Below are 25,770 nucleotides of genomic sequence, written 5' to 3'. Positions count from 1 at the left end.
CTCAGGCCCTCTTCAGGCGCACCGTGAAGACGGTGCCCTTGTCGCTGGTTTCGACTGATATCTCGCCGCCATAGTCGGCGACGATCTCCTGGGAGATGGCGAGTCCAAGGCCGAGCCCTTCGTCCTTCGAGGTGTTGAACGGCGTGAACAGATCCTCGCGGATATGCTGTGGTATGCCGGGGCCGTTGTCGGTAACGACAAGCAAGACCGTGCCGGAAGGGTCCTCCTCACAGCGCACGCGGATCTCGGCATCGCTGCGCTCGCCGAGTGCCTCCAAGGCATTCTGCAGGAGATTGATCAGGACCTGTTCAAGACGGATGCGGCTGCCGTAAACGCTGAGCCCGTTTTCCGGCAGGTCGATGACGATGGCATCCATGCGGCCGGCAAAGCGGCTGCGAAGCAGCATCAAGGCGCCCTCGATCACCTCGCGCATCGGTGTCGGCTCGGCGACGAAGCGGCCCTTGCGGGCAAAGCTGCGGAGTTCGTCGGTGATTGTACCGACCCTTTCGGTCAGCTCGGCGATGCTGACGAGGTTCTCCACCGCCGTTTGCTGCTGCCCCCGGTCGAGGAAGGTGCGGGCATTGTCGGCATAGGCGCGGATGGTCGCGACCGGCTGGTTGATCTCGTGGGCGACGCCGGCGGCCACCTGGCCGAGGATCGCCAGACGGTTCGCCTGAACCAGTTCCTGCTGCACGGCCTGCAGCTTCTCGCCGGTGCGCCGGTGATCGGCAATCTCCGTTTCGAGATGATCACGCGCAAGGCTGAGATCCTGGGTGCGCTCCGCCACGCGGTGCTCCAGTTCATCGCGCGCGGCACGCTCCCTTGTCGCAACCAAGGTCAGGGCCTGGCGACGACGCAGGAGGAAGGCCGCAAGCGCAAGCAGCGGCACGATCACGGCCAGCGCAATCAGCCGGGCCTCGCGGGTTGCCGCCGAGACCGCCCCATCCAATGGCGCCAGTTGCTCCAGCCGCCAGCTCGTGGTCGGAACCATGGTTTCGACCCGCAGGAACCGCCGCTCGCTGTCGCCGGGCAGCAGCGCATGCAGCTCGCTGGAGCCGTCGCTGGTCGGCCCGATGTCGCGGAACGGCAGCGGCAGCAGCGAGGCATCGCCGAATTGCAGGCTGTCGCGGATCGCAGCGACACGATCGCGCGGAATGGTTCTGGTGGTCATGAAGCGCCAGGACGGGAAACTGGTGATGAGCACGATGCCGCGCCGGTCGGTAACATAGACCGGCTTGCCGGAGGCGAGCCACTCCGCTTCCACATCGTCGAACTCGAGCTTGGCGACGACGACGCCGATCGGGCCGTCCTGCCCCTGCACCCGCCGGGAGATATAGAGTCCCGGCCGTTTGCTGACCGTGCCCATGGCGAAATGCTCCGCCTTGCCGTCCCGCATCGCCATGCGGAAATATTCGCGGAAGGCGTAGTCGTTGCCGACGAAGCTCGTCGGCTCACGCCAGTTGCTGGCGGCGACCGCGACGCCGTCGTTGCCGATCACATAAATGACGGCGGCGTCCGTGTTGGCGGCAAGTGCCTGCAGCTTCTCGTTCAACCGCTGCAGCGCCTGGCCGTCGCGGGTCGAAAGCGCTGCTTTCACCTCGACGTCGTCGGCCAGCACCAGCGGCGTCGAGCGCTGACGTTCGAGCACGGCGCGCAGCAGCGAGGCTTTCAGATTGGCATCGATCCGGCTCTGGGCGTCGACGGTTTCGAGCGCCTGGTTGCGTCCATATTCACCGGCGAACAGAAGGCCGGCGACGAGCAGCGCCAGAGCGAGGCCGGCGAACACCAGCCAGGTGCGGCGCATCGACCGGTCGAGATCTGCCAGGTTGAGGGGGGCGGATAGGGCACTGAACATGGCGCGATTGTGCATTTTTTCGCTCAGACTTCCAGGTGACCTGTGCGGAAATCCGCTCAACTCTTTGTGCGTGTCGAGCCGTGTGAACGAAACATCCACGTCGATTCAAGGGCTTGGCTCTCGCCGCAGAGAACTGGCACGCCCGTTGCAAATGACATCCTCATGACAGCCCGAGCTGTCGCGCATCGGAAATTGACCCGGGAGGCCCGGCATGACGCCGGACTGGGTCCAGTGGAGGATATCATGATTATCGACCAATCCGCGGAACCGCGCGGCAAGACACCTTTCTATCGTCATCTCTATGTCCAGGTGCTGGCGGCGATCGCCGCGGGCATCCTGCTCGGCCATTTCTATCCGTCGCTCGGCACCGAGCTGAAGCCGCTCGGCGATGCCTTCATCCGCCTCGTCAAGATGATCATCGCCCCGGTCATCTTCCTCACGGTTGCGACCGGCATTGCCGGCATGACCGATCTCGCCAAGGTCGGCCGCGTCGCCGGGAAGGCGATGATCTACTTCCTGACCTTTTCGACGCTGGCGCTGATCATCGGCCTGATCGTCGCCAATGTCGTTCAGCCGGGCGCCGGCATGCACATCGATCCGGCGTCGCTCGACGCCAAGGCGGTGACGACCTTTGCCGAGAAGGCACATGAGCAGACGATCACCGGCTTCCTGATGAACATCATCCCGACGACACTGGTCGGTGCCTTTGCCGATGGCGACATCCTGCAGGTGCTGTTCATCTCCGTGCTCTTCGGTCTTGCGCTGGCGATGGTCGGCAAGAAGGCTGAGCCAGTCGTCGATTTCCTGCACGCGCTGACGCTGCCGGTCTTCAAGCTCGTCGGCATCCTGATGAAGGCCGCCCCGATCGGCGCCTTCGGCGCCATGGCGTTCACCATCGGCAAATACGGCGTTGCCTCGATCGCCAATCTGGCGATGTTGATCGGCACCTTCTACTTGACGTCCTTCCTCTTCGTCTTCCTGGTTCTCGGCGCCGTCGCCCGCTACAACGGCTTCTCGATCATCGCGCTGATCCGCTACATCAAGGAAGAACTGCTGCTGGTTCTCGGCACATCCTCGTCGGAAGCGGCACTGCCGGGCCTGATGAGCAAGATGGAAAAGGCCGGCTGCAAGCGCTCGGTCGTCGGCCTGGTCATTCCGACCGGCTACTCCTTCAACCTCGACGGCACCAACATCTACATGACGCTGGCGGCCCTCTTCATCGCCCAGGCCATGGATATCCAACTGTCGCTCGGCGACCAGGTGCTGCTGCTGCTCGTCGCCATGCTGAGCTCCAAGGGTGCCGCCGGCATCACCGGCGCCGGGTTCATCACGCTGGCCGCAACGCTCTCGGTCGTTCCCGCCGTTCCGGTTGCCGGCATGGCACTCATCCTCGGCATCGACCGCTTCATGTCGGAATGCCGCGCACTCACCAACTTCGTCGGCAATGCGGTCGCGACGATCGTCGTTGCGAAGTGGGAAGGCGAGCTGGACGAGGCACAGATGGCGGCTGTCCTTGGTGGTCGCACGCCGGAAGCGCTGCCGCAGCCGGCACTGCAGCCGGCCGAATAAGCTTGCCTCCCAAGGCATGACTGCCTAAGCGCAGTCCGAACGCGGCCCGTGGCAACACGGGCCGCGTCGTCGTTTGGGCTCATTGCCCGCTCAGCGTCATCTTCGGTTTATCAGGCGCACCACCGTTCAAGTAGGCGATGAACTCCCTAAGCATCGGCACCCGGCGCGGGCGGAAGCTCTCGTCCGCCATGCGGACATCGGCGATGCGATCGACGCGGAATTTGCGGTAGTCCTGCCGGAGGCAGCACCAGGCGAGCAGCACCAGCACCCGCTCCAGATAGACGATCGCCAGCGGCAGCACCTGCCGGTCGGTCCTCTGTTGCCCAGCGTCCACATAGCCGATGACGACCGCGCGCTCCTGCCAGCAGGCTTCGCGCAGCAGGCTGACATCGGCCACCGGTGGATCCCGGCGTTCGAAGCGATAGACCTGCGATGCGGCGTGCAGCGCCTGGCGCTGCAACCGGTCGGGCAGCGTCGCCGTGATCTTCGAAAGCACAGCGCCTGCCGCGGCCGCGAGATCAGGCTCGCCCATGTGCTGCACTTCGGCGAGGCCGAGCACCAGTGCCTCGATTTCGAGACGTGTGAAGGTCTGGGGTGGCAAGGCGATGTCCTCCGTCAGCCGGTAGCCGAAGCCCCGCTCGCCATCGATGACGGCGCCGGCGGCGCGCAGGCTGTCGATGTCCCGGTAAAGCGAGCGCAACGACACACCGGTCTCCTCGGCGAGCCGAGCGGCCGTCACCGGGGAAGGGAGGGTGCGCAGCGCCTGCAGCAGGCGGAACAAACGATCACTACGGGCCATGACTGAAGATAGACGAAGCCTACTGACGGAAACTGACAGTTGGGCAACTGTATAGGTTCCGCATTCGCTAACGCAACCGAGGACTTCATCATGCTGACGCTCTTTCACGCCCCGCGCTCGCGCTCGTCGCGCATCATCACGCTGCTTCGCGAACTCGACGCCCTCGACAAGGTCGAAATCAAGATCGTCGACATCACCCGCGGCGACGGCAGTGGCCGGAAGGACCCGGCGAACCCGCATCCGGAAGGCAAGGTGCCGCTACTCGTTCATGACGGCGTCGTGCTGTGGGAAAGCATTGCGATCATTCAGTATCTGACCGATCTCTTTCCGGAAAAGAAGCTGGCGCCGCCTGTCGGCGACCCGCAGCGCGGCCGTTATCTGAGCTGGCTTGCCTGGTATGCCGGCGTCGTCGAGCCGGTGCTGATCACGCAGGCGGCGGGGCTTTCGCATCCCTATCTGGATAGCACCTTCCGCGGTCCGGAACAGATGGCACAGCGCCTTGAAAACGCGCTGAAGGACAGGCCCTATCTGATGGGCGAACACTACTCGGCGGTCGACCTGCTGCTGCATTCGCCCTTTGCCTGGTATCCTGCAGCGACACCGGACAGCGCGGTCGTCAAGGCGTGGGTCGAACGCTGCGGGCAGCGCCCGTCGCTGCAATGGACAGCCGACTACGACACTCGCACCGCGGCCGCGGCCTGACTGCGCTGAGTGGCCGCTCTCGTCGAGGGCGGCACTTTTTCCGCTATTTTCGCTTGAGGTTGATCTCGCTCGTCACCACCCGCTTGCCGGAAGCTGGGTCGACATCAACCGTCGTCAACTGCATGCCGTCGGCGCCGATCTTGCGTACGGTCAGGTCGGCGCGGCGGTCGCCGTTGACTTCCTTAGCCCAACGGATGGTCAGATTGATCGCATCGCCGCGGCGACTGCCGTTGAGACCGGCACGGCCGCCGCGCGGGCCGAGATAAGAGCCGCTATAGGTTGAGCCTGTATAGCGAAGCTTCGCGTCGATGGAGCGTGAGATCAGCAACATGCCCCGGCAGACACCGGCCATCGACAGCGCGAGGCCGATTGCTTCGGAATTGAAGCTGCAGGACACGTTGACTGGCGACATGTTGGTCCGGATACGGACGACGCCGCTGCCCGCCCAGCTCCCGCCCAAGGACTTCAGGAACGCGCCCTCGTCCGCGCGCGCAACGCCGGCGGCGCATGCGGTCATGACGACAAGCAACAGCCATCGTGGCATGGATGCAACCCTCCGTTCAGCGGCATCAATAGTACATCAGTGGGCATCTGGGTCACCAGCCGAACGTGTCAGCGTGGCAGATGTTCCGTTCTTCGCTTCAGATCCCGTGCAGAACCTGCGTTGCCTTGACGGCGGCCGATGCCCGGTTCTCGACGCCGAGCTTCACATAGATCTGTTCCAGATGCTTGGTCACCGTACGCGCGCTCAGGCCCAGGATCTCGCCGATGTCGCGGTTCGCCTTGCCCTTGGCGATCCACAGAAGCACCTCGGATTCCCGCTGCGTCAGCGCGAAGTGCTGGCGCAGCATTTCGTCGTCCGTCAGCCGGTTCTCGGCCGTCAGGCGGAAGAGATATTCATTCGGGCCGATGCCGCCGAGATAGGATATCTGCAGGCCCGCTTGGCCGGGTTGGTCGAGCGTGAAGCTCTCTTCGGGCGATGACGGCCCGCGGGTGCGGTTATCCATCCAGCGCGCTATGCGTTTCGTGACCGTGCTCAGTCCATCGTCACGGCCGGTTGCGGCATTGACGAGGCGGGTTGCCTGCGGCGTCGACCAGCAGATGCTGCCATCTGCGCGCACAGCCAGGAGATGGCGCCCGGCCGCATCGAGCGCGACGCGGGCGCTCTGGGCGGAGCGCGCGTTGGAGAGATGGACGCGGATGCGTGCCCGGAGCTCGTCGATGTTGATAGGCTTCGTCAGATAGTCGACGCCGCCGGCTTCAAGGGCGCGGACAACATGCTCGGTCTCGGTCAATCCGGTCATGAACAGTACCGGCGTCTGGCCGACGGCGGCGTTGGCCTTGAGGCGCCGGCAGGTTTCGAACCCGTCCATGCCCGGCATGACCGCGTCAAGCAGAATGACGTCGGGAGTAATGCGCTCCGCGATCGAAAGCGCGGCGTTGCCCGACGTTGCGATCAGCGCGGAGAAGCCCGATTGCTCCAGCGCTTCGGTCAGGAAGCCGAGAGCTTCCGGCGAATCATCGACGAGCAGAACGATGTCGCGGCGGTCATAGGTCTCAGCCACGGGCCTCGCCTCCTTCTTGGGTGTTGTTCCTGAGGAAGGCGTCGTAGCCGGAAAGATCGAAGGCCTGCACATAGGTCCGCGCCTCCTCGACGAAGGATTGGTGTTCGGGTGCGAGCGCGATCTCCGTCAATTTGGCCTCGATGCCCCTGATGTAACCGATCTCGCCGAGGCGGATCAGTTCCTGCACATGATGAAGATCCGGACGCGTCATCGATCGGACCGGTGGCGCGGCATGCGGCGGCTGTTCCTCGTCTTCGTGGATCCAGGTGAGGTCAAGATGCACCGCAAGTTTGTCGACGAGTTGGCCGACGACGAAGGGTTTGGCGAGCGTGTCGTTGTGGCCGGTGAAGGCGCCGGTGGTCGAGCCGTCGCCGATATTGGCCGACAGCATGATGATCGGCGCCGTTTGTCCTGCTTCACGCAGCCTGGCGGCGAGTTCCCAGCCGTTCATGCCCGGCATCGAGATGTCGATCAGGAAGAGGTCAGGGCTGACGTCCGCAAGGAGGGACAGGCAATCGGCCCCGGATGGGATGGCGAAGACCGTGAAATCCATGGGCACCAGGATCTCGCGCATCAACGTGCGATGATCGGCATTGTCGTCGACGACGACGATCGTGCGCCGCGAGCCGAGATAGGAAGTGACGCGCCGGACGGGTGCCGCGAGCGCCGGACGGTCGACGGCCGAAAGCATCAGCCGGACGCGGAAGGTGGTGCCTTTGCCAAGCGTGCTCGTGACGGCGATTTCGCCGCCGAGCGTCTGCGTCAAAAGCCGGGTGATCGTCAGGCCCAGCCCGAGGCCTGGCATGCTGCCTTGATGCTCGGCCTCGCCGCGCTGGAAAGGGTCGAAGATGCGCGGCAGGTCCTTGTCAGCAATGCCACGACCGCTATCGATAACGGTGAAGGTCGCCACCTGGCTTCGATAGGCGACATCCAGGCGGATGCCGCCGCGCTCCGTGAATTTCAGTGCGTTGGAGAGAAGGTTGACGAGGATCTGGCGCAGGCGCTTCTCGTCGGTTTTCACATAACGCGGCAGGCTGGCGGCGCGCTCGTGCTCAAAGGCGATGCCTTTTGCCTGCGCCTGCGGCCGGAACATTTCGACGATCTGGTCGAGGAAATCGAAAATGTTGATCTCGTTGGAATAAACCTGCAGCTTGCCGGCCTCGATCTTGGAGATATCCAGCAGCCCGTCTATCAGGCCGGAGAGATGGTCGGCGCTGCGCTTGATGACCTTGATCGCGCCCTGTCGCGCCGGCGGAATGGTCTCGTCGCGCTCCAGCACCTGGGCGTAGCCGAGCACGGCGTTGAGCGGCGTTCTGAGCTCATGGCTGAGGCCGACGACATAGCGGCTCTTGGCGCGATTGGCGGCTTCCGCAGTTTCTTTTGCCTGCTGCAGGGCGGCGTCCGTCTTCTTGTGGGCGGCGATTTCTTTGAGCAGCAGCGTGTTCTGGCGGGAGGATTCTTCTTCGGCCACCACGCGGCTGTCATGGGCGAGCACATAGAACCAGGAGACGATGCCCGCGAGCACGGCGAAGACAAAGAAGACGACGGCGACGGTACGCTCGACCACCGCGGCGACCTCTGGGGATGATCCGGCCGTCTGGTGGGCGATCATAGCCAAAATCAGGCCGATGCCGGCGATCGACAAAACGGCGGAGATCGCGTAGCGGCCGAGACGGGTCGCCAGCTTTTCGGTGATCGCGCTGGGCAGCAGCGTGTTGGCGACGGTCGCGACCTGGGCGTTGAAACGCGCCTTCGGCTTGCACATGTCGTGGCAGCGGCTGTCGAGCGAGCAGCAGAGCGAGCAGATCGGCGCCGCATAGGCCGGGCACCAGGCCATGTCCTCCGGTTCGAACGGATGTTCGCAGATCGAGCAGGTGATCTCGGTCTTGCTGGCCCAGCTCCGGCGTGGCTTGCGGGCGAGGTAGAACTTGCCGTCGGTACCCCAGGCAATCAACGGCGAGGCGATGAAAGCCACAACGAGTGCGATATAGGGTGCGAGCGAAGCGGCGATGTCGCCGAATACGCCGAAATGCGCCGTCAGCGCCACCGTCGCCGAAATCGCCATGGCGCCGAGGCCGACCGGGTTGATGTCGTAGAGATGCGCGCGCTTGAATTCGATACCGGGCGGCGATAGGCCAAGCGGCTTGTTGATGAAGAGGTCGGCCGAAATCGTGCAGAGCCAGGCCATGGCGATGATCGAAAAGACGCCGAGCGTTTCCTCGAGCAGCCGATAGATGCCGAGTTCCATCAGAAGAAGCGCGATCGCGACGTTGAAGATGAGCCAGACGACGCGGCCCGGATGGCTGTGCGTCAGCCGCGAAAAGAAGTTCGACCAGGCGAGCGACCCGGCATAGGCGTTCATCACGTTGATCTTCAGCTGCGAGACGACGACGAAGGCGACCATCAGCAGGAGGGCTGCCGTTTCCGACGGGATCATGTAGCCGAAGGCGGTGTAGTACATCTGCGCCGGATCGGCCGCCCTGGTCGAGGGCACGCCGGCAGAAAGCGCCAGAACCACGAGGAAGGAGCCGGCGAGCAGTTTCGGCGCGCCGACGAGCACCCAGCCGGAGCCGGCAAGAAAGATGGCGATGCGGTGATGCAGCTTGCGCTGGCCGTCCGGCGGCAGAAAACGCAGGAAGTCGACCTGCTCGCCGATCTGCGCCATCAGCGCGAAGATCACGGCCGATGCCGCCCCGAATTCGACGAGATCGAAAGGGGCGATCGTACCGGGCGGCCCTGATGCGTGATGAATGCCGGAATAGGCAAGCCAGGCGCCGACTTTTTCCCAATCGGCAAAGGCGATGAACGCGAAGGGCAGGATATTGAGAACGATCCAGAAGGGCTGGGTCACGAGCTGGAACTTGCTGATCAGCCGCACGCCGTGGGTGACGAGTGGGATGACCATGACGGCACTGACGATGTAGCCGATCCACAAGGGGATGCCGAGTGCGAGTTCGAGCGCTCCCGACATGATAGAGGCCTCGATCGCAAAGAGGATGAAGGTGAAGCTCGCATAGATCAGCGAGGTCAGCGTCGAGCCGATATAGCCGAAGCTGGCGCCGCGGGTCAGAAGATCGATGTCGACGCCGTGGCGGATGGCATAACGGCTGATCGGCAGCCCAACCGTCAGGATCATCAGGCTCGCGACCAGGATCGCGACGATTGCGTTGGTGGTGCCATAGGACATGGTGATCGCGCCGCCGATCGCTTCCAGCGCCAGAAAGGAGATCGCGCCAATCGCCGTCTGGGAAATGCGTTCGGAGGAAAAGCGTCGCGCGCTCTTGGCGGTGAAGCGCAGCGCATAGTCTTCCAGCGTCTGGTTGGCGACCCAGCGATTGTATTCACGCCGAACGGGGATAATGCGCTGGCGTGCCGCCATGGGGTTCCTAACGTGCCGTCGAGGGAGGTCCTGCCTTTTTTCTTAGCACGGATGTTTTCTGCTTAAAATTACTGCAACGGTGAAAATGTGCGGTGCAGCAAAGAAAAAGCGCGACCAGCGGATTCGGCTATGGGGATAGCCGAATGCGGTGATCCGGGCGCATTTGAGGTCTGATGGTCTCGGCGGTCAGGCGGGGATGCAATAAACCGGATTGCTGATGGCGCGGCGAACCGTGCGCTGCGCGAGATCGTCATTGGAGAGTTGCCACGGCAGGCTATTTCCGGGCAGCGCCTCGCGGAAAGCAGCGACGATGGCGTCTCGGCTCGCGAACGCGACGATCTCGGCTCGCAGGAAAATCGACGGCGAACCCATATAGTGGCCCGTCCAGTCGTCTGCCTCGATCATCTGCTCCCCGACGATGCCGGAGGCATCGAGCCACAGGAGTTTGTCGCCCTTGGCGCCGCGAACCAAAGCCTCTGCCGCAACTTGCCCGGTGACGGTCGATCCCATGGGCTGGCCGTTGGCGGTGAGTTCCAGATGCGGTCCCGTTGGGCCTTCGGTGACATAGCCGTGGCCGGATTTCATTGCGCCGAGCACGGCCTCTTCCGAAAGCTCTGCGAGAAAGAGCACCGTCGTCGGGCGTGCGAGCACCAGAGGCCCCTCCGGCATCAGTCGCGCCGGCTGATGGAAGTCGCTACCGCCGATGGCAGAGATCTTCAGGCCGGAGGCCAGCCGCTGCTGGTAGCGCTCCAGCGATACCCAGTTCCAGGCAAGCCAATGGGATTGCCAGACCTCCATGCAGTCGATCTTGGGCAGGTCGTAATCCCAGGGGATGGTCGGCTTGTCGTGGTTGATCGACAGCAGTCCGCCGCGCTCATGCACGAGACGTTCGAGCGTATGGGCATGCTCGGGCCTGGTCATGCGGAAATCGATCCAGTCGTCGACGCCGAAGACATTGGCGTGGCCGACGGCGGTGGTGATTTCCATGGCGCGGATGAAGACGAGGTCGGCGGAGGAATGCGGATGGAAGTAGCGCCGCTGGGTTATGGTGTTGTGGTCGGCGACCGCCAGGAAGTCGAGCCCTGCCTGTCGCGCGGCGGCGTGCAGCAGTTCCGGGGAACCGGCCGCATCCGAATGGAACGTGTGGCAATGAAGGTCGCCGCGATACCAGCCGGCCCCCTTGCGGACCGGAAACTGTCGCGACGGCTGCGGCGCGATCGCACGCCGGCTGCTGTCATGGTCTACGATCACCAGCACGTCGACGCCGCCTTCGGGGACTTTATAGAGACCCAACATGACCTTCCACCGCCCGGAGGGTATCTCGCCATGGATGTAGCCGGGGGTGGCGTCGTCGGTGGCGACGAAAAAGTGGTCGCGCGCGCCGCCGCTCCAGCCGCGAAATCCCTGATCGGTCGGATAGTCGGTTGCGCGCGGGTCAAGCACGCCGAGATCGATGATGCACTGCTCCGACTTCGGATAGCTCAGCGTCACGTCGATCCGCGTCACGCCCTCAGGTACATCGAAGGGGACGTAGAAATAGGGATCGGCCGCCTGATCCCTGCGGGTGATCCTCGCGGAAAATTCCAACATAGCGGCCTCAGCGCTCGTCGGCTGCGGGAATGCGCGCGCCGGTGTCGTCAAAGAGGGTGACGTGCCTGGCGTCAAAGGCGAGGTGCACGGAGGTTCCGACCTTGATTTCGTCATCGGTGAAAATGCGCGCCGTGACGCGGCCGTTGTCGCCGCGCTCGAGCGTAACGAGGCTTTCCGGCCCCATGTTCTCGTTGGCGAAGAGCTCGCCGGAAAGAATGTTGTGGTCGGTGGCGCCGGCGATGCGTAGGTGCTCCGGGCGCACGCCAAGCGTCATCTTGCCTGATCTCGCCGCCTTGGCGACGGCGTCGGTGAGTTCGATCGGCGCAACCTGAAGTCCGTCGGCGCGCAGATGCAGCGCGCCGTCGCCTACGGACGCCTCGACCGGAACCAGGTTCATCGGCGGGTTGCCGACGAAATTGGCGACGAAAGTGGTCGCCGGCCGGCGATAAATCTCGATCGGCGGGGCGAATTGCACGATCCGTCCCTTGTCCATGACGGCGATGCGGGTCGCGAGCGCCATCGCTTCCGCCTGGTCGTGGGTGACGTAAACGGCAGTCATGCCCATGTCGCGCTGCAGATGGTTGAGGAAGCCGCGGGCTTCGAGCCGGAGCTTCGCGTCGAGGTTCGAGAGCGGTTCGTCGAAGAGATAGACTTCGCTCGGATAGACCAGTGCGCGGGCGAGCGACGTGCGCTGCTGCTGGCCGCCGGAAATCTGGCTCGGCAACCGCTTCAGAAGGTCGCCGATCTTGAGCACGTCGGCCACATCCTTTGCCCGGGCATGACGCTTGGTTTCGGCCTCGCCGCGCACCTTCAGCGGATAGGCGATGTTGTCGGCGATGTTCATGTGCGGATAGAGCGCATAGTCCTGGAAGACCATGGAAATGCCGCGGTCCTTCGGATGCAGATAGGTGACGTCCCTGCCGCCGATCATCACCCGGCCGGAGCTTGGCGTTTCGAGACCCGCGATCATGCGCAAGCTCGTCGTCTTGCCGCAGCCCGACGGGCCGAGCAGGCAGATGAACTCGCCGTCGGCGATCTGGAAGCTGATGTCGGGCACGGCGACGAAGGCGCCGAAGGTCTTGGAGATGTTCTGGAATTCGACAGAGGCCATGACAGATTTCCGATTACGACTTGATGCCACCGAAGAACCGGAAACCGAATTTCCAATTCACGAAGAGATAGAGGGCGATGACGGGCAGCGAATAGATCAGCGAATAGGCAGCCAGCAGCGTGACGATTGGTGTGCCGGCCTCCGAATAGAAGGAGTAGATCGCGACGGATGCCGGCATCAGCTTGTCGCTGCGCAACAGGATGAAGGGGATGAGGAAGCTGCCCCAGATGTTGACGAAGGCCCAGACGACAACCACGACGATGCCCGGCCGGATGACCGGCAGCGCCACATCGAAGAACGCCTGCAGCGGCGAGGCGCCGGCGACCATGGCGCTCTCCTCATAGGAGCGCGGGATGGCGTCGATGAAATCGCGAAGAATGAACATCGCCGTCGGCAACAGCCCGCCGGCAAAGACGAGAATGACGGCAAGATGGGTATCGATCAGGCCTGCCGCCGAGATGATGAGGAAAATCGGCACCATCGCCGCCGAGCCTGAAACGACCGACGAGAAGAGCAGCAGGATATAGGTGACGGCGCCCTTGCCGGGGATCGGCGAGCGCGACAGTGCGTAGGCGGCAAGCGTTGCCGCCCCACCAACCAGAACCACGCCGCCCGCCGCCTGGATGAGGCTGTTCAGCAGCGCCTGCATCGCGAAGGTGTTCTGGAAGACGGTGGCGAAGTTCGAAAGCGTGAAGGGCGACGGTATGGCAAGGCCAAGTTCGGCACGGGCATTGAACGGCGCAAAGACGAACCAGACGAGCGGCAGCGCAAAGACCGTGCCGAGGAAGGTGGCAGCGGCCGCAAAGATCGCGCGCCGCACGAAGATGTTCTGAGTCTTCTGCATCATTCCGCCTCCACCGGCTTCTTGTGGGCAAGGCGAAGATAGACGAGCGCGAAGGCGAGATTGATCAGCATGATGACCACGCCGACGGCAGCGCCCTTGCCGAACTCGAAATCCTTGAACGCGATGCGGTAGGTGTAGATCGACAGGATCTCGGTGCGATAGGACGGCCCGCCATGGGTGAGCAGGAACGGCGTGAAGACGTTAAAGGTCCACATGGTGATGAGGATCAGATCGGTGACGACATGGCCGCGGATCAGCGGCAGCGCAATGTCGCGCAGCTTCTGCCACGAGGTGGCGCCTGCGACATCGGCTGCCTGGAAATAACTCGGCGGGATCGACTGGAAGGCCGAATTAAACAGCATCATCGAGAAGGCGGCGCCCCGCCAGGTGTTGAAGAACACGATCACCCAGAACGGTTGTTGCAGCAGCCAGTCGCCCGGCGGCAGACCGAGGCCGCGCAGGATCATGTTGAGCGTGCCGTTGTCGTAATCGAGGAACGCGAACCAGGCAAAGCCGATCACCACCTCCGGCAAGATCCAGGCGGCGATGACCGCGGTCTGCAGGAAGGATTTGAGCGTCGGCGTGACCGTCTGGCTGAGCCAGGCGAGCAGCAGCCCGAGCAGCGCCTGGCCGATCAGCGCCGAGAGCAGCACGAACTGGATCGTCAGGATCAGCGAAAACCCGAACTGGCCGCGGGTAAAGAAGGTCGCCGGATTGAAGAGCGCGAAATAGTTCTGCAGGCCGACGAAATCGGGGTCGACGGCCGTGCGGCCGAGCAGTGTGCGGTTGGTGAAGGAAACGAAGATCACCCAGAAGAAGGGAACGATGACGAAGACCCCGACGAGGGCCGTGGCCGGTGCCAGGAAAAGCGCGCCGGCGCGCGTCGAAAGCAGGGAGAATTTCTTCATGCGCGTTTCATGCCCATATCCTGGATCGGGAGCCCGGCCACGGATGGCAGCCGGGCGCTCTGTCGTTGGATCGAAGCGGGATGAGGGCCCCGTTGCGGCCACATCCCGCATTGGCTTTAGAGCGTGCTGACGGTGTTTTCTTCGCCGACGATGGCGATGACGGCCGCCTTGTACTGGGCCATCGCGTCCTCGGGCGAGAGCTCGCCGGAAACGACGCTTTCGGTCATGCGCTGGATCTCGGTCGAGACCTTGTTGTAATTGGCGTCGTTCGGACGGGCCGTGGTGATCGGCAGCAGCGTCGTTGCCGTTTCCGTCAGGAACGGCGAGTTCGGGATCGCCACGTCGTCGCGGATACGGATGGCCGGCTGGATTTCCTGGAACGCGTCGAGCTGCTCCTTGCTGTTCATGAAGGAAAGCAGCGCCCAGGATTCGACAGGCGCGTCCGTATGCGGATTGATGACGAAGCCGGTGCCGCCGGACATCGTGACGAAATCCTGGCCGCGTAAGCCCTTTCCGGGTGCTGCGGCGGGCATCTTCTTCCAGGTCATGGTGTTGTCGCGATCGGCGACGGCGAATTCGGCGCCGGGTGCTGTGACCGAGCGATAGAACCAGTCGCCCTCGACGAGCATCGCAGTCTTGCCATCGCGGAAATTGGCGAAGGTGCGGTTGCGGCCGTCGGCAAGCAGCTGCGCGCGCTGGTCGCCGAGCTTGTCGTCGACATAGATGGTCTTGTAGAGCTTCAGCGTGTCGAGGATGCCCTGGCTCGACACGATATATTTGCCGCTGTCGTCGGTGACCTGTTCGCCGGTGCCGAGCAGCGCCATCCAGTAGCCCTGCATGGTGGTCGCCTCGCCCATGGAGACACCGGCGTTGAGCTGCAACGGGAAGCTGTCGGGGGCGGCCGCCTTGATCTTGCGGGCGGCGTCGAGCAGCTCTTCCCACGACTTCGGCTGCCAGCTGTCGGCATCGAGGCCGGCCGATTTGAACAGGTCCTTGCGCACGAAGATCATGCGGGCGTCGGTGCCGAGCGCGATGCCATAGGGCTTGCCCTGGTAGCTCATCAGCGCCTTGGTGCCGTCGGAGATATGCCGCCAGCCCTCCCACTTCGGAACGTCTGGGCCGGCCACTTCCTCGAGCGACTTCAGGAGATTGCCCTGGACGAAGCTCGGGATCAGGAAACCGTCGAAGCCGGAGACATCAGGGCCGGCGCCGGTGGAGAAATCGAGCGCGAGCTGCTGCGTCAGCTGCTCGTCCTCGCCGCCGAACTGGGTGAGCTTGACGGTGACGTCCTTGCCTTCGGCCTTCATCTTCTCGGTAAAGGCCGGAATGACCTTCTTTTCGATCCACTCGGCCATGCCGCTGTTTACGCCGCCGATGATGCAGCGGCAGGTGATGTTGAGTTCGGTGGCGCTCACCGGCGCGGCAAAGGCGATGGCCGCGGCTGCGCTGAGCAATAGGGAATGAAACCTGGTACGCATGTTTTCTCCTCCCGGTCGATCCTCTCAAGGACCCATGTGTCTGGCTGCGACAGTCCGGTCCTCCTCCAGGTCCGCTGTCCCGACGACGATCAAGAATGAACACGCTTTCATCTTTGTCAACACGGACCAGGAGTTCTTTCTGCGATTGTCGGGAGAATTTCTATTCCACTTGACGAAATCGGCGAGTTGTCCTCTTTTGTGAGTGAACACGTTTTCATTTTGTGACGGATAGATGAACGATCGCGCCGAAAAGAAAGCTGCCCGAGCCACCGCAGACCAGGTGGCGCGCGCGGCCAATGTCTCCCGTGTCGCGGTGTCCCGGGCCTTCAACCCGAACGCCTCGCTGAAGCCGGAAAAACGTGACCGCATTCTCAAGGTGGCGCGCGAGTTAAACTACACGCCCGACATGGCGGCGCGTTCGCTGGTTACCGGACGTTCGCACCTCGTCGGCATGATCGTGCCGGATGTCTGCAGTCCCTGGGAGAGCCAGGAGATCGACGCGCTGACGACCGCGCTTCAGGCAGAAGGCTTCGCCACGCTGCTGTTCAAGGTGAAGGCCGATTTCAGCATGGATCCGCGGCTGCTCACCTATATGCGCGGCTTCAATCCGGACTCGGTGATCGCCTTTACCGAGAACATCCTGCCTGATGTGCTCTGTGGTTTTCTCGATCGCGCCGTGCCGATCTACGTCATCTACGACGACGTCGAGCAGTTCGCGGGCGCGGCTTCGGGCACGCTCTACGATCGGCTGCTTGTCCGACAGAAGAACGGCATCGAGCAGGCCGTTGCATTGCTTCAGGGTTACGGCGCGCGCCGCATCGCCTACCTCGGCGGCAAGGCGCAGTCACTCGCCAATGCCGAGCGCGAGCGCACTCTCAAGGAGACGCTCGCCGAACGCGGCATGGATGCGCCGATCGTGCTTGCGGGTGATTACACCTATGACACAGCCTATCAGGCGACGCTCGACCTCTTCCGGGTCGGCGATGGTGCGGACGCGATCTTTGCGGCCAATGACGTCGGCGCCTTCGGCGCGATCGACGCGCTGCGCCACGAGCTCGGGCTTTCGGTGCCTGAGGACGTCAAGGTCGTCGGTTTCGACGACATCCCGCAGGCGCACTGGAAGAGCTACAACCTCACCACCGTGCGCATCGACCTCGAAGAGCGCGTGCGTGCGCTCGTCCGCCTCATCCTGATGCGGCTTCGTGCGCCCGATGCCGAGCCGTTTACCGAGACACTCAACACCCGCCTGATCGTGCGGGGCACCGTCGGCTGAAGGTAGCGAACATGACCAAAAAACGCATCCACGTCGTCTTCAAGACCCATCTCGACATCGGCTTTACCGATCACGCCGAGAAGATCCGAAAGCAGTATCACGAGCGCTTCATTCCGCAGGCGATCGAAACCGGCGCACACTTCTACAATGAGAACCCGGACGAGCCGCTGTTCGTCTGGACGACAGGCGCCTGGCTGATCTGGGATCACCTGAATTCTCGCTCGAAGGAAGAGGTCGCGCGGCTGGAGCAGGCGATCGAGCGCGGCCTGATCCGCTGGCACGCGCTGCCGTTCACGACGCATACGGAGTTGATGTCGCCGGACCTTTTTCGCACCGGGCTTTCCTATGCGCAGGAGCTCGACCGCCGCTTCGGCCTGAAGACGATCGCCGCCAAGATGACCGACGTGCCCGGCCATACGCTCGGCATGGTGCCGCTCTTGGCGCAAGCCGGCGTACGCTTCTTGCACATCGGCGTGAACTCGGCCTCGCCGCCGCCGGAAATCCCTGACGTTTACCGCTGGCGGGCGCCTGATGGCGCGGAAATCGTCGTCATGTACCAGCGCTCCTATGGCGAGACTTATTTCCCGGAGGGGATTTCCGACGGCCTGAGCTTCGCCCATACGAGCGACAATATCGGACCGCAGAGCGTGTCGCAGACGGCCGAAGCCTATCGCGAGATCCTGAAGCACGAGCCCGGCGCCAGCGTGCGCGCCGCGACGCTTGAGGACTACGGCGCATTGATGTGGGAGGCACGCGAGCGCTTCCCGGTCGTGGAAAAGGAACTCGGCGATAGCTGGATCCACGGCAGCGGCACCGATCCGGAAAAGATCTCCCGCTATCTCGCACTGCAGCGGCTCTACGGTCGCTTCGCTGAGGAGCGGATGACGGCGAGCCGTCAGGCCTTCGGGCGCAAGCTGGCGCTGGTTGCCGAACACACCTGCGGCGTCGATATCAAATCTTTCCTGCGCGACGAAAAGGCCTGGGCGCGCCCGGCTTTCGAGGCGGCGCGAAAGACGGATCCTCGTTTCCACTATACGGAGGCATCCTGGGCGGAGCAGCGCGCCTATCTCGACCAGGCCGTTGCGGAGCTGGATGCGGAGGATGCCGCGCGCGCCGAAGCGGCGCTTGCCGAGCTTGCCGTTTCGCCGCGGCCCGAACCTGGCAGTGCTGCAGCAAGACTTGACGTTGGCGGCTGGGTCATCGACCTCGATCCGGTAACGGGCGACGTTGCCGCGCTGACAGCGCCCGACGGTCGAACGATCCGCGGCGCCAACGGCTCGCTGATCGCCTATCGCTACGAAAGTTATGATGCCGGCGATGTGCGCCGTCACATGGATACCTACCTGACGCATTGGATGGACTGGGCGGTGCTCGATCATGACAAGCCCGGGCTTGCCCAGGTCGCGGAGGCCCGTTCGCAAACCTATTCACCTAAGCTTCGGGGCACGACGGCGACGTCGATCGTCGCGGCAATGCCGGCCGAGGCGGTCGAGCAATTCGGCGCACCGGCTGAGATCGCCATTGAATTCTCCGGCGGGAAGGACGGCCTCGATATCCGGCTGACGCTCTACGGCAAGAATGCCAACCGTATGCCGGAAGCAAGCTTCCTGTCGTTCACACCCGAGGGGCGCTCTGAGTGGATCGTGCGCAAGATGGGGCTCTGGCACGCGACCGACAATTTCGCCCGCGCCGGCGGTGCCCAACTTCAGGCGGTCACGGCTGTCCGCGGGCGAACGGAAGAGCGCGCAGAACTTTTGGTCGAGAACCTCGACACGCCGCTCGCCGCACCTCAGGCGTGGCCGTTCATGGCCTTTTGCAAGGACCTGCCCGACTATTCCGGCGGGGTCCGGTTCAACATCCACAACAACAAATGGGGCACCAACTTTCCGATGTGGTGGGGCGGTGATTTCACCACACGCTTCAAGCTCAGCCTCGGTGGCCGGTAACAGACGAGGCATGGACTATTACGTGCGGGTGTCGGTATCGGTTGATTGGAAAACCGGTCCCCTGAGAGCGGTTTGCATGGTGCCGCTCTCATAGGGGGACGTCGACGCGGCGGACATGCTGCCGGCGTGGCGGGGCAGATACCAGACATCGACAGGCAGCCTGCGACCGGGTAGCGAGACGTCGTTCTGCGCCACCCAGTTGGCGGGTGGAACCGGAGCCCTGAGGCGCGCCATCAGCGCGGCCGACACCACCAGTGGCGCGTCGAGTGCTTTGGACAGGCTTTCCAAGCGCTGGGCGACATTGACTGCATCGCCGATGACAGTGAATTCGCTGTGGCAACCGCTGTCCAGAACGCCGCCGACGACCTTGCCGTAGTGCAGGCCGATGCCGGCATCGAGGGCGGGGTGGCCGTTTAGCGCATTGTGGTTCTTCCAGTCGTTTAGCGCGTCGACGAGATCAAGCGCGCAGGCCATCGCCCGATCCGCGTCGTCGTCCATCGGCCTCGGCTGGCCGAAGACGGCCATCACACCGTCGCCAATGAATTTGTCCACCGTGCCGCCATGCTCGAAGATCGTCTGGGAGACGAGCTGACGGTATTCCGCCAGGACGAAGGCGAGTTCAGGAGCAGGGGCTGTCTCGGAAAACAGGGTGAAGTCGCGCAGGTCGACGAACATGATCGCAGCGTCTCGGCGTTCGGGGCCAAGCGCATCGCCTTTTTTCTGCAGCGCCGAGACCACCAGCGGCGAGAAAAACCGGGAGAGGTTCTGGCGTCGTTGATCCGCTTTCAGCGCTTCCTTGCGGGTCCGGTCGTGATCGCGCGGGAGAAGATAGATGGCAAAGGCCGTGAAACCGAAGCTGACAGTCAGGCCGAGATCCTGGTTGAAGAACGACCCGAGCAGGGAAAGCGTGCCGGCGGCCTGATGCCTTGCGGCGGTCGTAGCGAGCATCGCCACCCAGGCAACGAGCACGATGCTTGAAAAGATGAGAACGAGCCGTCGTTCGAGCTTCAGGCCGACATGGACGAGCAGGATAAAGGCGACGACCAGGCCCGTGGTCGTCAGATTGTGGTTTTCCGTTACCGGCCCGGCGAGGATGTGCGCGTAGAGCAGCAGCGCGACCAACAGGGCGTCGAGGACCACGAAAAAGGTCTTCAGCCACGAACGGCCAGGCAGGTAGTGGGCCGTCGCCACGGAGGCGATGCTGATCGCGAGATAGCTGACGACGACGATCGCGTGCATCCGTTCTGCGCCCTCGTTGCCGCCGAGCAGCAGGTTTGCGAGCAGGATGCCGAAAGCGACGAAGCGAAGCAGGATCGAACGCATCTCGCGGGCGAAGTCCCAATGGGGATGTAATGAAGACGTCATGCCTGTCGGCCCCGAGATTTGAAACACCCTGCCCCCCGCGCAAGTTCGACCGTTGCTGTCGTTGCCAGCCTTTGCTGACAGTCGATTCACGTCGATTCCGTGACGCGATCGCTCGGTCCGATGCCGTTGGCCTGTCCGTTTCTAGAGCTTCCAACGGTGGCAAGGTCAAGCATGGACGGGGACGATTGCGCGTGAGCTTCGGCCTTCCCGTCGTCGGCCGTTCCTCTTTGCCCCCGGCGCCTACGTAGAATGACGTATGTGCAGTGCAGTGTGGCTGTCCGATGATCCCCTCAAGCAACGGCTAAAAAGCACCGAAAGCCCAGTTGCTCCAGAACGAGAGGGGTTCCATCAGATGAATATCAAGGCAAGCGTCACCGGCGCATTCCTAGCTGCCGTCCTGTCGACGACGGCGTTCAACGGCGCCTTCGCCGCCGATGACACGATCAAGGTCGGCATCCTGCATTCGCTCTCCGGCACCATGGCGATCTCCGAGACGACGTTGAAAGATGCCATGCTGATGCTGATCGACGAGCAGAACAAGAAGGGCGGCCTGCTCGGCAAAAAACTAGAAGCCGTCGTCGTCGACCCGGCGTCCGACTGGCCGCTCTTTGCCGAAAAGGCGCGCGAACTGGTCTCGGTCGACAAGGTTTCGGCGGTCTTTGGCTGCTGGACCTCGGTGTCGCGCAAGTCGGTCCTGCCGGTGTTTGAGGAGCTCAATTCGATCCTCTTCTATCCGGTCCAGTACGAGGGCGAGGAAAGCCAGCGCAACGTCTTCTATACCGGTGCCGCTCCGAACCAGCAGGCGATCCCGGCCGTCGACTACCTGATGGCGAACGAAAGCGTCGAGCGCTGGGTGCTCGCCGGCACCGACTATGTCTATCCGCGCACGACCAACAAGATCCTCGAGGCCTATCTCATCTCCAAGGGCGTGAAGCCCGAGGATATCATGATCAACTACACGCCCTTCGGTCACTCCGACTGGCAGACGATCGTTTCCGACATCAAGAAGTTCGGTTCGGCCGGCAAGAAGACCGCCGTCGTCTCAACCATCAACGGCGATGCCAACGTACCCTTCTACAAGGAACTGGCGAACCAGGGCGTCAAGGCCGAGGATATCCCGGTCGTCGCCTTCTCGGTTGGCGAAGAGGAACTCGCCGGCCTCGATACCACTCCGCTCGTGGGGCATCTCGCCGCCTGGAACTATTTCCAGTCGGTCGACACACCCGCCAATGCCGAGTTCATCAAAACCTGGAAGGCCTATACCAAGAACGACAAGCGCGTGACCAACGACCCGATGGAAGCGCATTACATCGGCTTCAACATGTGGCTGAAGGCAGTGGAGAAGGCAGGCACCACCGATACCGACGCCGTTCTCGACGCGATGATCGGCGTCTCCGTGCCGAACCTCTCGGGCGGCTATTCGACGATGATGCCGAACCACCACATTACCAAGCCGGTGCTGATCGGCGAGATCCAGGGCGACGGCCAGTTCGAGACCGTCTGGGAAACCCCCGGGCTCGTCGTCGGCGACGAATGGTCCGACTATCTGCCCGACTCGAAGGACCTGATCTCCGATTGGCGCGCGCCGATGTCGTGCGGCAACTTCAACGTCGCCACCGGCAAATGCGGCGGCAAAGGCTCCTGATTTCATCACCGAGTCATAGACCGGGCGGGCAGTCCGCCCGGCCAATCCTTGCATGACGAAATCCGGGGGCAAGCATCCCTCCGTCCGATGATGCGGCCGGGCGGAGGGATCTTAACGTGAAATCCTCGACCGAAACGCCCGTCGCCCACGCGACACGGCAAGACCCGAGCGAGAGGGTAATGTACCGAATTCTGCAGATCCTGTTTGTTGCGCTGTGCCTGTTGATATCGACCCACGTGGTCGGTCTGCGTGCGGCGGACGACCTTGGCGCGCTGGTCGACCAGCTCGGCGCCGCGAAACTTTCGGAAATGGACGAGCGGATCTCGGCGCTCGCCAAGACCGGTGACGCCAAGGTCATTCCCGTTTTGGAGGCACTGGGCGAGGGAGAGCTCTATCAGCGCAAATCCGATGGCAAGGTCTTCCTCGTCAAGGCGCAAGGCGCGGACCTGCTGCTCGTCGATCCCGTGACGGGAACGGAAGCTGGGCAAGCGCCAAAGGCGGCGATGCAGAAGGTCAAGGTGAACAATGCGGTGCGCCGCGCCGTGCGCAGTGCGCTCGGCGGCCTGACCCTTTTCAGCGATGACGCCGGCGCCCGACTGAAGGCGGCGCAGTCGATGCTGCAGACGCCGAATGCCGATGCGCTCGAGGCGATCGAGACCGCGATTGCGGCCGAAAAGGATGCAACAGTTCGCAGGGTTCTCGACGAGGCGAGAGCCGTGACGCTCCTCCTGTCGGAGCGAGGCGACGATGAAAAGCGCCAGGCGATAACACTCCTTGCCGAGGGCAATGGGCGCAACGGGCTTGCCGTTCTGACATCCGCGCTGGCCACTGCCGATGCTTCCCTCAAACCCGATATCGAGGCGGCGATCGCCCGCATCGAACAGACCCAGGCGCTTTGGAGCGCCGGCCAGAATGTCTGGTACGGCCTGTCGCTCGGCTCCGTTCTGCTGCTGGCGGCGATCGGGCTTGCCATCACCTTCGGCGTCATGGGCATCATCAACATGGCCCATGGCGAGATGGTCATGCTTGGCGCCTACACGACCTTCATGGTGCAGGAGGTCGTGCGCAATTCCTATCCCGCGCTTTTTGACTGGTCGCTGGCGATCGCCTTGCCGCTTGCCTTTCTCGTCACCGGGGCCGTCGGCTTTGCAATCGAACGCGGCGTCATTCGTTTCCTCTATGGCCGCCCGCTGGAAACCCTGCTTGCCACTTGGGGCTTGTCGCTGATCCTGCAGCAGTCGGTGCGCTCGATCTTCGGGCCGACCAACCGTGAGGTCGGCAATCCCTCCTGGATGTCCGGCGCCTTCGATCTCGGCGGGCTGACGATCACCTGGAACCGGCTGTGGATCATCGTCTTTGCGCTGGCCGTCTTTGCCGCTCTGCTCTTCCTGTTGAAACGGACATCGATGGGCCTGCGGATGCGGGCCGTGACCCAGAACCGCCGCATGGCTTCCTCCATGGGCATCCGCACGCCCTGGGTCGATGCGCTGACCTTTGCGCTCGGCTCCGGCATCGCCGGCATGGCCGGCGTCGCGCTCTCGCAGATCGACAACGTCTCGCCCAATCTCGGCCAGGGTTACATCATCGACAGCTTCATGGTCGTCGTCTTCGGCGGCGTCGGCAATCTCTGGGGCACGCTCGTCGGCGCCTTCTCGCTCGGCATCCTCAACAAGTTCCTCGAACCCTATGCCGGCGCCGTGCTCGGCAAGATCCTCGTGCTCGTGTTGATCATCCTGTTCATCCAGAAGAAACCGCGCGGGCTCTTCGCACTCAAGGGAAGGGCGGTCGAAGCATGATCACGTCGTTTCTCATGAAATCGCTGGACCGCAGCATCCTCGTCGTCGTGGCGATCCTCCTCGGCCTCGCCATCCTCGTACCCGCGCTCAACCTTCTGACCGCGCCCGATCATCCGCTGCACGTGCCGACCTATCTGGTCTCGCTGTTCGGCAAGTATCTTACCTATGCGCTGCTGGCGCTGGCGCTCGATCTTGTCTGGGGCTTCTGCGGCATTCTCTCGCTTGGGCATGCCGCCTTTTTCGCGCTCGGCGGCTATGCCATGGGCATGTATCTCATGCGCCAGATCGGTGCGCGCGGCTCCTACGGCAATCCGCTGTTGCCGGATTTCATGGTGTTCCTCAACTGGAAGGAACTGCCCTGGTTCTGGTACGGCTTCGACATGTTCTGGTTCGCCGCGCTGATGGTGGTGCTGGTTCCGGGCCTGCTCGCCTTCGTCTTCGGCTGGTTCGCCTTCCGCTCGCGCGTCAACGGCGTCTATCTCTCGATCATCACCCAGGCGATGACCTATGCGCTGCTGCTCGCCTTCTTCCGCAACGACATGGGCTTCGGCGGCAACAATGGGCTGACCGATTTCAAGGATATCCTCGGCTTCAACATCCAGGCGGATGGCACACGCGCCACACTGTTCGCGGTCTCGGCGCTGATACTGGCGCTCTGCCTCATCCTCACCTCGGCGATCGTTCGCTCCAAATACGGCAAGGTGCTCGTCGCCGTGCGCGACGCGGAAAGCCGCACCCGCTTCCTCGGATACCGGGTGGAGCACATCAAGCTCTTCGCCTTCACCGTCTCGGCGATGATGGCCGGCATCGCCGGTGCGCTCTATGTGCCGCAGGTCGGCATCATCAATCCCGGCGAGTTCGAACCGGGCAATTCGATCGAGGTGGTGATCTGGACGGCGGTCGGTGGGCGCGGCACGCTGATCGGCCCAATCGTCGGCGCCATCCTCGTTAACGGCGGCAAGAGCATCTTCACCGCTGCGTTTCCTGAATTCTGGCTCTTCGCCCTCGGCGGTCTTTTCGTGCTCGTCACCCTGTTCCTGCCGAAGGGCGTCGTCGGAACGGCCAGCGCCTATTTCGCCCGCCGGCGTGCTGAGCGTAGGGCGCAGACGGGCGAAACGCCGGACAATCTTGCTGTTGAACCCATTGCGGCGGAGTAGGCGACATGAACCAGACGATCGGCCAGACCAAACCGACCAGCCTTCTCTATCTCGATGGCGTCTCCGTCTCCTTCGACGGCTTCAAGGCGCTCAACGCGCTCTCCTTCGTCATCGAACCCGGCGAACTGCGGGCGATCATCGGCCCAAACGGGGCCGGCAAGACGACGATGATGGACATCATTACCGGCAAGACCCGACCCGACGAGGGGCAGGTTTTCTTCAAGGGCGGGATCGACCTGACGAAGAAGGACGAGGCTGAGATCGCCTCGCTCGGCATCGGCCGAAAGTTCCAGAAGCCGACGGTCTTCGAAAGCCATACGGTGTGGGACAATATTGAACTCGCCTTGAACCGAAGACGAGGCGTCTTCGCGACGCTGTTCTATCAGCTGACGGCCGCGGACAAAGCCCGGATCGAGGAAATCCTTGCGACCGTCCGGCTTTCTGCGCGTCGCGACGATCTCGCCGCCAACCTCTCGCACGGCCAGAAGCAGTGGCTGGAGATCGGCATGCTGCTTGCCCAGGAGCCGGAACTGCTTCTGGTCGACGAGCCCGTCGCCGGGATGACGGATGCGGAAACGGCCGAGACCGCGGTTCTGCTCAAGGAGATCGCAAAGACCCGATCCGTGGTGGTCGTCGAGCACGACATGGGCTTCATCCGCGAATTGGGGGTCAAGGTTACCTGCCTTGCCGAAGGTGCAGTGCTGGCGGAAGGCTCGATCGACTTCGTCAGCAGCGACCCGAAGGTGATCGAGAACTATCTCGGCCGGTAATGCCCCATCCAGCAAACG

Annotated in this window: 19 protein-coding genes; 8 read left to right on the top strand and 11 right to left on the bottom strand. The window is 63.1% G+C overall.

All coding sequences use genetic code 11. From position 1 onward, the window contains the following. Position 1 precedes the first annotated feature (1 nt). A complete protein-coding gene (locus ASE60_RS17215; RefSeq protein WP_057252096.1) occupies positions 2-1,855 on the bottom strand; it encodes an ATP-binding protein in 1,854 nt (617 codons plus the stop codon). 243 nt (positions 1,856-2,098) lie between these two features. Here ASE60_RS17215 and ASE60_RS17210 point away from each other — a divergent pair, with 243 nt between their 5' ends. Then, entirely contained in the window at positions 2,099-3,424 is a 1,326-nt protein-coding gene (locus ASE60_RS17210) for a dicarboxylate/amino acid:cation symporter (protein WP_057251763.1), read from the top strand. A gap of 79 nt (positions 3,425-3,503) precedes the next feature. Here ASE60_RS17210 and ASE60_RS17205 read toward each other — a convergent pair whose 3' ends face one another. After that, positions 3,504-4,223, bottom strand: coding sequence for a YafY family protein (locus ASE60_RS17205; RefSeq protein ID WP_057251762.1), 720 nt, complete (start codon positions 4,221-4,223; stop codon positions 3,504-3,506). A gap of 90 nt (positions 4,224-4,313) precedes the next feature. Here ASE60_RS17205 and ASE60_RS17200 point away from each other — a divergent pair, with 90 nt between their 5' ends. Continuing rightward, positions 4,314-4,925 carry a glutathione S-transferase family protein gene (locus tag ASE60_RS17200; RefSeq protein ID WP_057251761.1) on the top strand — a complete coding sequence of 204 codons (612 nt, stop codon included), beginning with the start codon at positions 4,314-4,316 and terminating at the stop codon, positions 4,923-4,925. Positions 4,926-4,968: 43 nt separating this feature from the next. On the opposite strand, the gene ASE60_RS17195 is transcribed toward ASE60_RS17200, so the two are convergent. The 8 genes from ASE60_RS17195 to ASE60_RS17160 form a co-directional block, all read right to left on the bottom strand. After that, entirely contained in the window at positions 4,969-5,469 is a 501-nt protein-coding gene (locus tag ASE60_RS17195) for a hypothetical protein (RefSeq protein ID WP_057251760.1), read from the bottom strand. 97 nt (positions 5,470-5,566) lie between these two features. Next, positions 5,567-6,490, bottom strand: coding sequence for a response regulator transcription factor (locus tag ASE60_RS17190; RefSeq protein WP_057251759.1), 924 nt, complete (start codon positions 6,488-6,490; stop codon positions 5,567-5,569). Beyond that, positions 6,483-9,869, bottom strand: coding sequence for an ATP-binding protein (locus ASE60_RS17185; RefSeq protein ID WP_057251758.1), 3,387 nt, complete (start codon positions 9,867-9,869; stop codon positions 6,483-6,485). The genes ASE60_RS17190 and ASE60_RS17185 overlap by 8 nt, the downstream gene beginning before the upstream one ends. A 186-nt stretch (positions 9,870-10,055) precedes the next feature. Then, positions 10,056-11,459: a CehA/McbA family metallohydrolase gene (locus ASE60_RS17180; RefSeq protein WP_057251757.1), complete on the bottom strand. Its 1,404-nt coding sequence runs from the start codon at positions 11,457-11,459 to the stop codon at positions 10,056-10,058. A gap of 7 nt (positions 11,460-11,466) precedes the next feature. Beyond that, a complete protein-coding gene (locus ASE60_RS17175) occupies positions 11,467-12,570 on the bottom strand; it encodes an ABC transporter ATP-binding protein (protein ID WP_057251756.1) in 1,104 nt (367 codons plus the stop codon). A gap of 13 nt (positions 12,571-12,583) precedes the next feature. Continuing rightward, complete coding sequence (locus ASE60_RS17170) at positions 12,584-13,414, bottom strand: carbohydrate ABC transporter permease (protein WP_057252095.1); 831 nt, start codon at positions 13,412-13,414, stop codon at positions 12,584-12,586. Next, the gene (locus tag ASE60_RS17165) at positions 13,414-14,322 is read right to left on the bottom strand and encodes a sugar ABC transporter permease (protein WP_057251755.1); all 909 of its coding nucleotides are present in this window, start codon (positions 14,320-14,322) and stop codon (positions 13,414-13,416) included. Before ASE60_RS17165 ends, ASE60_RS17170 begins: the two co-directional genes overlap by 1 nt. A gap of 116 nt (positions 14,323-14,438) precedes the next feature. Continuing rightward, positions 14,439-15,800, bottom strand: a complete 1,362-nt coding sequence (locus ASE60_RS17160; protein WP_057251754.1) for an extracellular solute-binding protein — start codon at positions 15,798-15,800, stop codon at positions 14,439-14,441. 232 nt (positions 15,801-16,032) lie between these two features. Between ASE60_RS17160 and ASE60_RS17155 the strand changes: the two genes are divergently transcribed. Both ASE60_RS17155 and ASE60_RS17150 read left to right on the top strand, forming a co-directional pair. Continuing rightward, on the top strand, positions 16,033-17,073 hold the full coding sequence (locus ASE60_RS17155) for a LacI family DNA-binding transcriptional regulator (RefSeq protein WP_057251753.1): 1,041 nt from the start codon (positions 16,033-16,035) through the stop codon (positions 17,071-17,073). Positions 17,074-17,084: 11 nt separating this feature from the next. After that, positions 17,085-19,019 carry a DUF5054 domain-containing protein gene (locus ASE60_RS17150; protein ID WP_057251752.1) on the top strand — a complete coding sequence of 645 codons (1,935 nt, stop codon included), beginning with the start codon at positions 17,085-17,087 and terminating at the stop codon, positions 19,017-19,019. 18 nt (positions 19,020-19,037) lie between these two features. On the opposite strand, the gene ASE60_RS17145 is transcribed toward ASE60_RS17150, so the two are convergent. Continuing rightward, a complete protein-coding gene (locus ASE60_RS17145; RefSeq protein ID WP_057251751.1) occupies positions 19,038-20,384 on the bottom strand; it encodes an adenylate/guanylate cyclase domain-containing protein in 1,347 nt (448 codons plus the stop codon). Positions 20,385-20,736: 352 nt separating this feature from the next. Here ASE60_RS17145 and urtA point away from each other — a divergent pair, with 352 nt between their 5' ends. The 4 genes from urtA (at position 20,737) to urtD (ending at position 25,752) form a co-directional block, all read left to right on the top strand. Next, positions 20,737-22,029, top strand: a complete 1,293-nt coding sequence (gene urtA / locus ASE60_RS17140) for an urea ABC transporter substrate-binding protein (RefSeq protein ID WP_057251750.1) — start codon at positions 20,737-20,739, stop codon at positions 22,027-22,029. Positions 22,030-22,208: 179 nt separating this feature from the next. Continuing rightward, the gene (urtB, locus tag ASE60_RS17135; RefSeq protein WP_057251749.1) at positions 22,209-23,825 is read left to right on the top strand and encodes an urea ABC transporter permease subunit UrtB; all 1,617 of its coding nucleotides are present in this window, start codon (positions 22,209-22,211) and stop codon (positions 23,823-23,825) included. Then, positions 23,822-24,982 carry an urea ABC transporter permease subunit UrtC gene (urtC, locus tag ASE60_RS17130; protein WP_057251748.1) on the top strand — a complete coding sequence of 387 codons (1,161 nt, stop codon included), beginning with the start codon at positions 23,822-23,824 and terminating at the stop codon, positions 24,980-24,982. The genes urtB and urtC overlap by 4 nt, the downstream gene beginning before the upstream one ends. 5 nt (positions 24,983-24,987) lie before the next feature. Next, entirely contained in the window at positions 24,988-25,752 is a 765-nt protein-coding gene (urtD, locus tag ASE60_RS17125) for an urea ABC transporter ATP-binding protein UrtD (RefSeq protein ID WP_057251747.1), read from the top strand. The last annotated feature ends 18 nt before the right edge of the window (positions 25,753-25,770 follow it).

The organism is Ensifer sp. Root278, from assembly GCF_001429285.1.
Lineage (GTDB): Bacteria > Pseudomonadota > Alphaproteobacteria > Rhizobiales > Rhizobiaceae > Ensifer.
This window is presented reverse-complemented; position numbering and strand designations above follow the sequence as displayed.